Annotated in this window: 9 protein-coding genes; 4 read left to right on the top strand and 5 right to left on the bottom strand. The window is 60.4% G+C overall.

Annotated elements, in window-relative coordinates; translation table 11 throughout:
* Nucleotides 1-38 precede the first annotated feature (38 nt).
* Both GSQ93_RS33685 and GSQ93_RS33680 read left to right on the top strand, forming a co-directional pair.
* Nucleotides 39-857: a sulfite exporter TauE/SafE family protein gene (locus tag GSQ93_RS33685; protein ID WP_158940252.1), complete on the top strand. Its 819-nt coding sequence runs from the start codon at nucleotides 39-41 to the stop codon at nucleotides 855-857.
* Between the two features lie 2,208 nt (nucleotides 858-3,065).
* Nucleotides 3,066-4,754 carry an acid phosphatase gene (locus tag GSQ93_RS33680; RefSeq protein ID WP_158940251.1) on the top strand — a complete coding sequence of 563 codons (1,689 nt, stop codon included), beginning with the start codon at nucleotides 3,066-3,068 and terminating at the stop codon, nucleotides 4,752-4,754.
* A 243-nt stretch (nucleotides 4,755-4,997) separates the two neighbouring features.
* Here the strand turns inward: GSQ93_RS33680 and GSQ93_RS33675 are convergent, their stop codons facing one another.
* The 3 genes from GSQ93_RS33675 to GSQ93_RS33665 all read right to left on the bottom strand — a co-directional run bounded on the left by GSQ93_RS33675 (nucleotide 4,998) and on the right by GSQ93_RS33665 (nucleotide 7,937).
* Nucleotides 4,998-6,452 (bottom strand): HdeD family acid-resistance protein, encoded by a 1,455-nt coding sequence (locus GSQ93_RS33675; protein ID WP_158940250.1) that lies wholly within the window; start codon nucleotides 6,450-6,452, stop codon nucleotides 4,998-5,000.
* 131 nt (nucleotides 6,453-6,583) lie between these two features.
* On the bottom strand, nucleotides 6,584-6,973 hold the full coding sequence (locus GSQ93_RS33670; protein ID WP_158940249.1) for a RidA family protein: 390 nt from the start codon (nucleotides 6,971-6,973) through the stop codon (nucleotides 6,584-6,586).
* A gap of 58 nt (nucleotides 6,974-7,031) precedes the next feature.
* Nucleotides 7,032-7,937: a LysR family transcriptional regulator gene (locus tag GSQ93_RS33665; protein WP_158940248.1), complete on the bottom strand. Its 906-nt coding sequence runs from the start codon at nucleotides 7,935-7,937 to the stop codon at nucleotides 7,032-7,034.
* A gap of 119 nt (nucleotides 7,938-8,056) precedes the next feature.
* Here GSQ93_RS33665 and GSQ93_RS33660 point away from each other — a divergent pair, with 119 nt between their 5' ends.
* Nucleotides 8,057-8,959, top strand: a complete 903-nt coding sequence (locus GSQ93_RS33660; RefSeq protein ID WP_158940247.1) for an NAD-dependent epimerase/dehydratase family protein — start codon at nucleotides 8,057-8,059, stop codon at nucleotides 8,957-8,959.
* A gap of 115 nt (nucleotides 8,960-9,074) precedes the next feature.
* Here the strand turns inward: GSQ93_RS33660 and GSQ93_RS33655 are convergent, their stop codons facing one another.
* Together GSQ93_RS33655 and GSQ93_RS33650 are read right to left on the bottom strand one after the other, a co-directional pair.
* Entirely contained in the window at nucleotides 9,075-10,169 is a 1,095-nt protein-coding gene (locus GSQ93_RS33655) for a malate/lactate/ureidoglycolate dehydrogenase (protein ID WP_158940246.1), read from the bottom strand.
* 131 nt (nucleotides 10,170-10,300) lie between these two features.
* Nucleotides 10,301-11,773 (bottom strand): M20 family metallopeptidase, encoded by a 1,473-nt coding sequence (locus tag GSQ93_RS33650; RefSeq protein WP_158940245.1) that lies wholly within the window; start codon nucleotides 11,771-11,773, stop codon nucleotides 10,301-10,303.
* A 245-nt stretch (nucleotides 11,774-12,018) separates the two neighbouring features.
* Between GSQ93_RS33650 and GSQ93_RS33645 the strand changes: the two genes are divergently transcribed.
* Nucleotides 12,019-12,534 carry a DUF1993 family protein gene (locus GSQ93_RS33645; RefSeq protein WP_158940244.1) on the top strand — a complete coding sequence of 172 codons (516 nt, stop codon included), beginning with the start codon at nucleotides 12,019-12,021 and terminating at the stop codon, nucleotides 12,532-12,534.
* Nucleotides 12,535-12,563: the final 29 nt, after the last annotated feature.

Raw genomic sequence — 12,563 nt, 5'->3', positions numbered from 1 at the left:
TTTCGACCGACGCTCACCCAACCGGTTCTCCTCGCCGCATGTCTTTTCCGCACATCAACTTACTGTATTCAGCATCCGGCCTGGCCGTCGGCTTCCTCGTGGGCTTGACGGGCGTGGGTGGCGGCTCCCTGATGACGCCGCTGCTCGTGCTCCTGTTCGGCATCCACCCAGCCACCGCGGTCGGCACCGACCTGCTTTACGCGGCCGCGACCAAGACAGCCGGCACGCTGGTCCACGGCATCAAGGGTTCCGTGGACTGGCGTATCACGGGCCGGCTCGCGGCGGGAAGTATTCCTGCTGCGGCCATCACCCTGCTCCTGCTCAACCGGTACGGTTTGAACACACCCGCCGCCGCCCGGGTAATCCAGCTCGTGCTTGGCTACGCGCTGCTGGTTACAGCCGTCTCGCTCGTGTTCCGTCCACAGCTTGCGCGCCTGGCCTACAAAACCGGGATGGCCCGTGAGGCGAGCGGAAAACCAGGAGCGGCGAGCCGTGAAACCCGCACAGTCGCCTGGACCGTGCTTACCGGCGCAATCCTGGGCGTGCTGGTGTCGATCACCTCGGTCGGCGCGGGCGCCATTGGCGTGACCGTGCTCTTGCTCCTCTACCCGCGACTGCCGACCGCGCGAATAGTTGGGTCGGATATTGCGCACGCGGTTCCGCTCACGCTAATTGCAGGGACCGGCCACTGGCTGCTCGGTTCCGTCAACTGGGACCTGCTAGCGTCCCTGCTCGTGGGTTCGCTGCCCGGGATTGTGCTGGGCAGCATGCTTTCCGCCCGGGCGCCGGAGGTGTTGCTGCGCAACGTGCTGGCTGCCACGCTGGTGATTGTCGGCGTGAAACTGGTACTCAGCTAGTTTTTTGGCGCGAAGAAAAACTTAAAAACTTGTTTCAGAACAAGGCGTTAGGGCGTAACGCTATCACTTTTTTGCGGCACCGTCATGTCCGTGTCCGGCACTTGGCTGAAATCGAAATCGTGCCCGAAATCAGCATGGCCAGAGCGCTGCCATCAGGCTACAACCTATTTGACTAACCGCACGATTGCCGCGGCGAAGAACCGCCGTGAGCTGCACTTGCGCCTATTGCCAGTTTCCACCTCCGATCAAACGACCAAGAACCAGATGCAGGAAATCGAGGCTGCTGGATTCGACGTACAGCCCTCGCGCGTCGTGTGCGAGAACATCAGCGGTAGCACCGCTGCCGAGGCACGATCGGGCTTATCAAGCAGTTAGAACGGATGAAGTCAGACGACATAACGTACTGATTGTGACCAGGTTCGCCAGGTCGGGCCGCAAAAGCATTGATGTACGGCAAGACTGTGCAGGCGCTGGAAAGCGGCGGTGTACGCGTGCACTATCTCGCCCTTGTGGTGTGGACCTGACGAGCAGCGCCGGCGGGATGACCATGGGCGTGCTGGAAGCAACGGCACAGTTTGTTTAAGCGCGACCTGATTACCAGCGAACATAACCGTCTAACGCGTGCCAAAGCCGAGAGCCCCACACTGGGTAGTTCGTCAGTGCAGGACATCAGTACCGGGCAGAAGTACTTGAACGTCTTGCAGCGAGCGAAACGCTCTACGCAGTAACCAAGACATACAACACCCGTAGGCAAGTCATCATTCGGGTACGTGGCAACACCGACACCGCCTCGGTCAAGCAATCAATTGCGAGGACGAGCTTAGGGAAATCAAAAAATACGTTCGGACTACTCATATGAAGTTTTGATTCGGTGACAGAAGGGGTCCGCGGTCTCGTTTTTAGCACTCCCCCCAGTCGTTTAGTACAATTGCAGCCCATGCTACAGCTAGCAATCATCCGACAAATAATATGGTGAACTCATCGACAGGACTGCCAATGCACGCACTGATTGACAAGGAACTGACCCACATTGAGGCGATCATTCGGCATTCGCTCTCCGAAATAGAACTGAATCCTTTCTTAACCTCAGATTACTGGCGAAAACGACTCTCCGACATACTGGATTGCATCGAACGGTCGCCCTCCCTACTACGTCGCGCTGACGCCCTATTCATCGCACTTGATCAGTTCGATGAGCAGTGCGCATTCTCGGAAAAGCGGTAAAGAGTGTCCTAGAATTTATGGGTGGGGACACCCGTAATTATTAAGCGGACGCCGAGAACATGCATGCCATTCCTGTTCCATATAAGGGTTGGATCTTGCTGCCCTTGGCTGTCGGTTCTGCGGGGTCGTTCGCTTCGATGTTAGTTCTACGAGGACCCGACGGCAACCGCCGCGCTCTCGGCTCGCTAGGGGATTTCGCCACTGAGAAAGAAGCCTGCGAGTGCGCGATCAAATTTGGCCAGACGGCAGTTGATAAGCATTACTACACCAAATCCTCCGCGACGCGAGGGGCTATAGCCTGAGTTTACCGGTGAGGGTGCCAGTTGCGGGGACTTGCGCCGTGGGTTGCAATCCGATTGCAATCCGTTGCCATCGATCAGCTTGTAAGGCCGATCTTGTGCCTTCGCCGCAGTTATTTTTCTGCCTCAAGCGCGTTCATTTCCCGCCTCCTCGTCTCCCATGTTCGGCACGTGTCCGAAAATTCCTGGAACACGGCGTACAGCGATGAATAATATTGGACTACTTAGTTCTTAGCAAAAGCCATCCGATCAAAGGGAATGGCAGTCTTGAATGGACCGCATCGGAAACACGTTAAAATCATTACTCAGTTGATTCCCGGGCAGTTCGAACGATAGTAGTCGCCCAGCGTGTTGCTTTCCAGTCGACCGAACGGCATACGACGTCTGCGCAAACACCTTTTTTTCAACACATAGGCCGTTCGGTCAGCTATCGGCAACCAAGCGTTTCCGGGCAAGATTCAGGTAGACGACAAGCGGATGAAGCAACCTACAGACGCTCTTCGCCATAGGTGATCGAGTAGCGCCTCGCACTGTTGCATTGCCTTGATTCGCGGGTTTGATTTAATGCTTTAAATCGCTGCTTTGATTCAAAATAGTCAGCCGCAAGATTGAGTCACAATATATTTAGCTGCATCAATAGACACATTGATGAACCGCCAGACAGCCAGACATTCCAGGAGCTGCGATGAGCCACACTGATGATCCCCGCGACGAACAACCCGCGTCCGACCTGCCTCACGATCCCGTACGCCGCCGCCTGCTTGCGGCTGGGGTCGGGCTGGCTGGCCTCACCGGATTGTCGCTGAGCGGCTGTAATCTCTTTGACTCGCGCCCGGTTACACCCAAGACCGCCGCTGACATCGCGCTCGACAAAACGCTGCAGGCGCAGGTCCGTCATATTGTCGTGATCTACGCGGAAAATCGCAGCTTCAGTAACCTCTGGGGTAACTATCCCGGCGTGCAATATCCGCTGGAAGCCGTGCCCGCGTCGCGCTACGTGCAACTGGACCGTGACGGGCGCACACCCATGCCTGTGCTGCCGAAAATCTGGGGTGGCCTCGTGCCGCAAGCGCAGGAAGTGGACGGCAAGCGCTACATGATTTCGGAAAAGCAGATCGACGGCGTGCCGAACGGTCCGTTTCATCTTGTCGATGCGCAGGGGCAACCACTGCCGAACGGCGTCATCACGCGCGATCTTGTGCACCGTTTCTATCAGAACCAGATGCAGATCAACGCGGGCCGCAACAACCAGTTCGCCGCATGGGGCGATTCCGGCGGCCTGGTCATGGGACATTACCGCAACTCGGCTGACTCGCTGAAGCTCTGGAACATCGCCCGGGAAAACGTGCTGTGCGACAACTTCTTCATGGCCGCATTCGGCGGTTCCTGGCTCAATCATATTTATTTGATCTCGGCACAGGCCCCGTTTTATCCGGATGCACAGAACGGCCCCGCGAAAAAGCTGCTGTCCGTACTGGACGGCGACGATCCGCTGGGCACGCGCCTGAAACTCGCGGCCGAGTCACCGGCATCGGCGCTGGATGGTCCGCCGTCCTACGTCAACGACGGCGCGCTCACAGCCGACGGCTACGCGGTCAACACCATGGCGCCACCGTATCAGCCGAGCAATGTCCGCCCAGCGGAAGGCGGCGATCCGGCGCTGGCGGATCCATCGAATTATCGCGTGCTGTCGCCGCAGAGTTACGCCACCATCGGCGACCGGTTATCGGACAAAGGCGTGGACTGGGCGTGGTACAGCGGCGGCTGGGACTATGCGCTCACGCATCGCGACACCGGCATGGTTCCCGATTTCCAGTATCACCACCAACCGTTCAATTATTTCCGCAGCTTTGCTCCCGGCACGCAGGCTCGCACGCAACATCTTCGCGACGCCGGTCTGGGCGACGATCCGTCGACCAACAAGCTCATTGCGGATATTGACACAGGGCGACTGCCGGCTGTGACGTTCTATAAGCCGCAAGGCAATCTGAACATGCACGCCGGTTACGCCGATGTCGAATCGGGTGACCGGCATCTCGCCAACATTGTCGAGCGAATCCAGCGTGGACCGCAGTGGGAAAGCACGGTGGTCATCATCACGCACGATGAGAACGGCGGCTGGTGGGATCACGTGCCGCCGCCGAAAGGGGATCGATGGGGACCGGGGTCGCGCATTCCGGCCCTGATGATTGCGCCCTTCGCGAAGAAGGGGCTCGTCGACCATACGGTCTACGACACAAACTCCATCCTGCGTTTCATCACGCGCGTCCACAATCTGGTGCCACTTGACGGTGTTGTCGCGCGGGACCGGGCATTCGCGGCAAACGGCGAGGCGCCGCTAGGGGACATGACGGCCACGCTCGATCTCGCGTGAGCCGCCGAGAACGCTGGCGTTCCAAGCGCTTGATTTGCAAACGCCTGGGCCACGCACGCGGAAGCCGCAAAGGCCTCAGAGGAAAATGCCTGAGCTGCAAACGCTTGAGCCGCGCCGCCCGGGCCGGCCCGACCCGGCAACGATAGCGCTCGCCGCCGACAACAACTAGCGAACGGACTTCGCCAATCAACGACGGCGGCGCACCGAGAAGTTGCACCACGAGGTCACGTCGGCGAACACCGGCTATGAAATGCGCGAGCCATCCATGCGGCTTGCGCGGGCGTCGGCCGCATCGGCTGCTTCCTGTCGCCACTCACGCCGCGAGCGCAGCATCTTGCGCACTGCGAGCCGCGCCATCTTGAGATAGCCAAATGGCCGGGGATCGGCCAGCATGCTCAGCGCCCGCGCGTAGTCGAGCGTCAGACCGGGGGTCCAGGCCATGGTGGCCGCGCGCTTGCGGATCTGCGCAGCGACCCACAGCTCTGGCGTGACGATCAGGCGCAAGAACGCGCGCCAACCGGTATCGCGACCATGAAACGTGCCCACCGACCCTTCGAGCGCCGCTTCCAGCGCCTTGGAGACCGTACTCGAACAATTCCGGTAGGTAAGGTTATAGGTCGGATCCTGCCGATATTTCTCCCAGAACGCCTTCAACCTGTCCGGCCGGTAATTGCGAATACGTACCCGGGTCGTAGATTCGCACCATGCCTTCGATTCCGTCGCGTAGTCCGGCTGAAACGTGCCCGGCACGTTGTTCTCGCGAGTCGCGCGCAAGATCCGTCCGAACTCGTCCGGCGAACGGTCGAGTTCCACGCCCGGATACAGGCTGATGTAAATGCCCTCGGGTGACTCCAACGCTGCGTGGCCCGTCGAGATGACGCCGTTCGCATCGACAGCGGCAATGTAGCGGTCCACGATCAATCGCCGGTTGGCCTGCGCCCTCGCGGATCCGACGGGCGTCCACACATGCACGGTGAGCGCTTTTTCATCGGCGGCGGGCGGCCCGTCCCATTCGAACGGGCTGTCGGCCTCGGTTGCCACCGCCACCGCAGCGGCCTTTGCCGTAGCGGACTTTTCAGCGAGGGCGGGATCGGCGATGACATCATCGGAAAGCGCCAGCGCCTTCTCGTTTTCAGGCGGCAGGCTTTCCATGCGGCGAACGCGAAACGCAATCCACAGCATGTTCCAGCCACCGAACGCGAGTCCGAGCCCGATCGCATAAGGCGCGGTGCCAACGTAATGCGTGGGATACGGTTCGAAGAAAAAGATTGCGAGCAGGATTTCGACGATAGCCAACGCCAGCACGATCCGCCATCGGCTATAACGCACCACAACGGCCGACACGCTTTGCAGCAAGCCATCGGCGAGAAAAAGCGTACCGAAGATCATCGACAGAACGAAGTTGCCGTGATGATTGCCCGCCATGATCAGCAGCGCGGCGAGCGTGAACGCGCCACCTTTCACGTAACGCAGCGTGCGCTGGCCGCCCACACCAACACGGGCAACAGCAAGCGTCGCCAGACCCTCAACAAGCAGCAGCCAGGCGAAGACGTGGATAGGAAAATACAGGACACCGTCGAGGGCATCGATAAACACCGACACCCCGATCACCAGCCAGATGCCTCCCGCCAAGGCCAGCGTAAGCCATCGGCGGCGCAGGTAGTCCACGCCCAGCAGAAACAGCACGAGTTGGATCATGACGCCACCTGTGAGGACACCTGTGAGCACGCGACCTCGCCATCATAAAAGCGCCGCCGCTTTACGCCAACGGGATTCGAACGCCTGTGCGCTCGCCCCGATCCGTCTCTACCAATAACGCAAACAACAATTCAAGCCGGTTTCACCCAAGCCCGCGCCGCGATTTCCAGCAGATAACCATAATGCAGCGCGCCCACGGGAACCACTGCCCGCGCGGGTTTCCAGTCGCCGAAATGACGCGCGTAGATCTCGTTGAAGGTTTTCCAATGATCCACGCCAACCAGATACACCGTCACCTCGATCACGTCCTTCAACCCCGCTCCAGCCGCCGCCAGCACCGTGCTGACATTGTCCAGCGCCTGCTGAGCCTGGTGTTCGAACGGCAAGTCACCGGTATGCGTGCCGTCTGGACGCATCGGCAATTGACCGGACACGCAGACGAGATTACCCGCGCGAGTCGCGTGGCTGTAGTGGCCTGCGGGAACCGGAAGACCTGGCGCGTTGATGAGTTGAATAGGCATACGAACACTCGCGAAGGGGAACAAAGGAAAGGGACATCGGCAGCATACGTCGCGTGCTTCAAAGCACCAACCGTCCGGCGATGAAATCGAGGAAGGCTTTTGCCCGTCCCGCCATGGATGCGCTCTGGTAAAACACCGCGCTGATCGGTTGCCGGACATCGAGCAAAACGGGGTCCATCACGGTGTGCAGGCGTCCGCTGGCCACGTCGGCGCGGGTCATGTACGCGGCGAGGCAAACGACGCCGCCGCCGGCCAGCGCCAGTTGCCGCATGGTTTCGCCACTCGATGCGGCTATTTCCGGCACGATCCGAAAGCGCGCGCCTGTGTCCCGGTTTTCGGTGTCGTCATCGATTAACGGCCAGTCGTTCAGGCTCTCGGGCGCTGTAAAACCGATCAGCCGATGCCGACGCAATTCCGCTACCGTACGCGGTTCCCCATGTTCCGCGAGATAAGAAGGACTCGCCAGAATGCGCAACCGGCTGCTGCCGAGCGAACGTGCGTGCAGCGTGGAGTCCTGCAAGGCGCCAATCCGGATCGCGATATCCACGCGCTGTTCCATCAAGTCGACAATCCGCTCATTGCTGCTTAATTCCAGCACGATCTCCGGATACGCCGCAGCGAACGCCTGCACATGCGGCACGATGCAATGCAGCATGAACGGCGACGCAGCATCCACCCGCAGCCGCCCCGCTGGCCGCGCGCGTTGCCGGGCGATCGACTCCTCGGCGTCCTCCATTGCGGCGAGGATGGCACGGGCGCGTACCAGGAAAAGTTCGCCTTCGTCGGTGAGCTGCAAGCGGCGCGTGGTTCGACGCACAAGCGTGGCGTCAAGCTTGTGTTCCAGCCGCGTCAACGCCCGGCTCACGCCTGAAACGGTTTGCTGCAATGCCTCGGCGGCCGCTGTGATTGAGCCGCTATCGATCACGGTCACGAACGCCAGCAGTTCTTCGGTGGTCGTTTTCATCTATTCATTGTTGATTTTCAATCAAGATTCATTTGAGATTAACACTGTTTTTGCGAAAGCCGGAGACGGGGATACTGCATGCATCGACTCAATGGCTCAATTCAGAAAGGAGAGCGGACATGAAAATTTTTGTGACTGGCGCAGGTGGTTTTATCGGCGGTTCGATTGCGGCGCGTCTGGTTCGCGACGGCCATCAGGTCAGCGGCCTTATCCGCCGCCCGGAACAGGCGGACGAACTCAAGGCGCTCGGCATTGAGCCCGTGATCGGCAGCCTGGACGACCAGGCGTTGCTGATCGCGCAGGCGAAAGCGGCTGATGGCGTCATCAACGCCGCCAGCAGTGACCATCGCGGCGCGGTGGAAGCGTTAATCGAAGGGCTTGCAGGCTCGAACAAACCCCTGCTGCACACGAGCGGCTCGAGCATTGTTGGCGATGCGTCCGGCGGCGAAGGATCGGACGCGATCTACTACGAGGACAAGCTGCCCGAACCGACCGCCGATAAAGCCGCACGCGTCGCTATCGACACCCTCGTGCTCGACGCAGCCAAGCGCGGCGTGCGCGCGTCCGTGCTGTGCAATACGCTGATCTACGGCCACGGCGCGATGGCGAACGCGAAAAGCGTGCAGTTGCCGCGCTTGCTGGCTCAGGCGAAAAAGAGCGGCATCGTGCGGCACGTGGGACCGGGACGCAATATCTGGTCGAACGTGCATATCGACGATGTTGCCGATCTGTACGCGCGTGCGCTCGAGAAATCCCCGGCCGGTACGTTCTATTTCGTCGAAAGCGGTGAAGCGTCCTTCCGGGATATGACGACGGCGATGGCTAAAGTCCTCGGCCTCGGAGCGCCGCAAGACTGGCCGCTCGACGAAGCCAAGAAGGAATGGGGCTACGAAATGGCGTCGTACGGACTGGGATCGAATAGCCGGGTGCGTGGCAAACACCCGCGGGAACTGCTGGGCTGGGAACCAAAGCGGAAATCCGTGACAGAGTGGATTAGCAACGAGATGGTGCAGACGAGCTAAGCGGCGTTTTTACGTTGCATGTGCGAGGCTGGACGCCAACGTCCAGCCTCCGCGTCGGCGGGGCTATACATGCACAACCCTCGCTTACGTGCCTACGCCCCGTGAACAACCAGTCTCACTTCAACGCTTGCACAAACCCTTCAATCTTGCCCGCCGGCATGCCCGATTGCTCGGCCGCGGTGCGAATTTGCTGCCACGTGGTGGGATCGATGGGAATGCCGTTCGCGTTGAGATCGGCCCGCCGCGCCTGTTCCGGCTCGCCCGGCACCATGATCCTGTCCGTCCCGGCCGCGAGCGGCGACGCCTTCACCCACTCGACGAACGCATCGGCTTCGGCCTGCGCGTTGGGGGCATCGAAGGCATTCGGGTCCACGATCACGGATGTCATGCAATTGATGATCGCGTTGGTCGTGTCCAAGGTGTCCGCGTGCGTGGTGAAGCCGCCCGACAGCGCGCCGCCGAAAATCTCGCACATGGCGGCGAGGCCGTATCCTTTGTGCGCGCCCATCGCCGTCAGCGAACCAAACGGTGCTTCGTGCATGACCTTCGGCTCGATCGTCGGCACGCCCGCGTGGTCGATCAGGTAACCCGGCGCGACCTTGACGCCCTTGTTATAGGCCACGCGCGTCTTGCCGTAGGCAATCCCGGCGGTCGCAAAGTCGAGCACCAGCGGCGTGTTGCCTTCGCGCGGAAACGCGGCGCAGAACGGGTTCGTGCCAAAGCGCCGGTCGATACCGCCAAACGGCGCAACCAGCGGATCGCCCGCCACGTTGACGAAGTGAAACGAGACTAGACCGGCCGCCGCGCACTGTTCGGCCCAATGCCCGATGCGTCCAATGTGATGCGCATTGCGCAAGCCAACCGCACACACGCCGAGCTTTTTCGCCCGCGCGATGCCATGCTCCATCGCTTCGTACGCCACGACTTGCCCGAAACCCTTGCGACCGTCGATAGTCAGCACCGCGCCGACATCGCGGACAATTTCAGCGTGCGTATTGAGCTGCAATTCGTTGTCCGCGAGCGACGCCATATAGCGCGGAATCATGCCGACACCATGCGAATCGTGCCCCGACAGATTGGCCATCACCAAATGATCTGCCACCAGTTCAGCTTCACGCGGCGTACTGCCGGCGTGGGTCCATATCGCGCTGACAAAGGCGTGCAAGGTGTCCGGGGCGATGCGCGACTCGCGCGTGGTTTCAGTGCTCATGCGACTGCGTCTCCTGATATAAAAATGACTGCGCTTCAAGTTCAGCGGCATACCGGTTCATCACGTACCGTGCAAATAAAACGGCGCGCAAGAGCTGCGCGCCGTCTGAAAGTCAGGGTAGGCCCACGCCGTCAAGGCGTCGCCGCGATCACCTCGGCTACCGTCGCCGTGAGTTTCTTTGCGAAAGGCACATGCAGGAACTCATTCGGCCCGTGCGCGTTAGACCTTGGTCCCAGCACACCGCATACCATGAACTGCGAACGCGGAAAACCTTCTTGCAACGTGCTCATCAACGGAATGGTACCGCCCTGACCGAGGAACGCGACATCCGCGCCGAAATGCCGCCGCGACGCGTCGTTCAACGCATCGCCCAGCCACGGCGATAATTCGGGCGCGCTCCAGCCGGTCGCTTCGCCGCGCTCGGGCTTGAACGTGACCTTCGCGTTGTAGGGAGGATCGTCTTCGAGCATGGCCTTGAGTTCCGCAAGCGCTTTCGTGGCTTCGACCAGCGGCGGGAGACGCAGCGACAACTTGAACGCGGTCCGCGGGCGCAGCACGTTGCCCGCATTGATCAGGGACGGCAGCCCTTCCGCCCCGGTCACGGCCAGCGACGGCCGCCAGGTGGAATCGAGCAGCGCTTCACGCGGATCAGTTGTAACAGGCAACACCGTGCCGCCATTCTGGCCGCAAGTCCACGGGAGCTTTTTCCAGACGTCGTCGCCGAGAATGCGTGCCGTTGCTTCCGCTTCGCTCAAGCGACGCGGCGGGATATCGCAATGAAAACCCTTCGGCAGCAGGTTGCCCGTGCTCGAATCTTCCAGCCGTTCCAGCAGCCTGCGCATGATACGAAACGTGGACGGCGCAATACCGCCGTTCGTGCCCGAGTGAATGCCTTCGTCGAGTACCTGCACTTCCAGGTCGCCCGCAACCAGACCGCGCAGCGACGTTGTCAGCCAAAGCTGATCGTAGTTGCCCGCCCCGGAATCGAGGCAGACCACCAGGCTCACATTGCCGAGCCGGTCACGCAGCGCGTCAATGTAAGGCAGCAAGTCAAAGCTGCCCGATTCTTCACACGTTTCGATAATGCCGACACAACGCGGCCGTTCGACGCCTTGCGCATCCAGCGCGGCGATCGCGCTGATGGATGCATACGTGGCGTATCCATCGTCCGCGCCACCGCGTCCGTAGAGCTTGCCGTCTTCGTATTTGGGCGACCACGGCCCAAGGTCACGACGCCAGCCGTCGAACTCAGGCTGTTTGTCGAGATGGCCGTACAGGACGATGGTGTCGCCGCTATTCGAACGCGTAGCCGGTGCTTCGAAAAAGATCACGGGCGTGCGATTGGGCAAGCGGATGACTTCCACCTTCAGGCCACGCACAGGTTGCCGCTCGGCCCATTGCGCAGCATCCGTAATGACGCGTTCGATAAAGCCGTTGCGCACCCAGTCGAGGTCGAACATCGGGCTTTTGGCGGGCACCGCGATGTAGTCCGTGAGTGCGGGGAGAATTTCGTCGTCCCACTTCCGGTCGATGAATTCGCGCAATGCCTGACGATCGAGTGGGTCGGTGCGTTGTATTTCTTGAGTTATATCGTCTGAGATCATGACGGGCGTCCCGGCCGTTTAAATGTCAATGATAGCCGCGTTTAGCGGTATTTCGAATGCACAGTTTCTCACGACCCGACGATCGGCGGCTCGGCTTTTCGCCTTGAGCAGCGAGCGCGGCCGCCATTTCGCAAGCTTGAAAAATGGCACGTGCGTGCGGGGCGAATGCGCGTTCGAGCTGCGGAAAAAGCGCTATCTGCAACGTCCCGGTATGCTTGTGGCCCGATCAAATCAGGAGCTTCAACATGTCCGTTTCAATGTATCGCGCAACCGTTCCGGTTTTCATCCGTAGCCTCGAGGTCCTCGCGTCCCTGCTCGATAAAGCCGCCGCCCATGCGAAGGAAAAAGGCTTGAGCGACACCGACGTAACGAGCGCGCAGCTAGCCGACGACATGCTGCCGTTCTCGGCTCAGATCCAGCGCGCAAGCGATACATCGAAGGCGTCGGCGCTACGGCTGTCGGGCGTCGCCGCGCCCAGTTTCGACGATACCGAAACGACGTTCGAGGAACTGCGGGAACGCATCGCGAAGACGACGGCGTATCTGAAAGGGATTGATGCCGGAACATTCGAAGGCGCTGATACGCGTGTTGTAACGATCAAGCAAAAAGGCTTCGAGCTGCAGTTCAGCGGCGCAGAATATTTGTTCCAGTTCGGGCTTCCGAACTTCTATTTCCATATTGTCACGGCTTATGACATCCTCCGGCACCTCGGCGTGCCGGTAGGAAAGCTCGATTTCCTCGGGCCGCTCCAACCGGCTTGATCGTCCAAAGCGCGCCACACGATTCGAGC

This window comes from Burkholderia sp. S171, from assembly GCF_009766085.1.
Taxonomy (GTDB): Bacteria; Pseudomonadota; Gammaproteobacteria; order Burkholderiales; family Burkholderiaceae; genus Caballeronia.
Note: the sequence above shows the minus strand (reverse complement) of the source record. Positions and strands in the feature narration are given on the sequence as shown.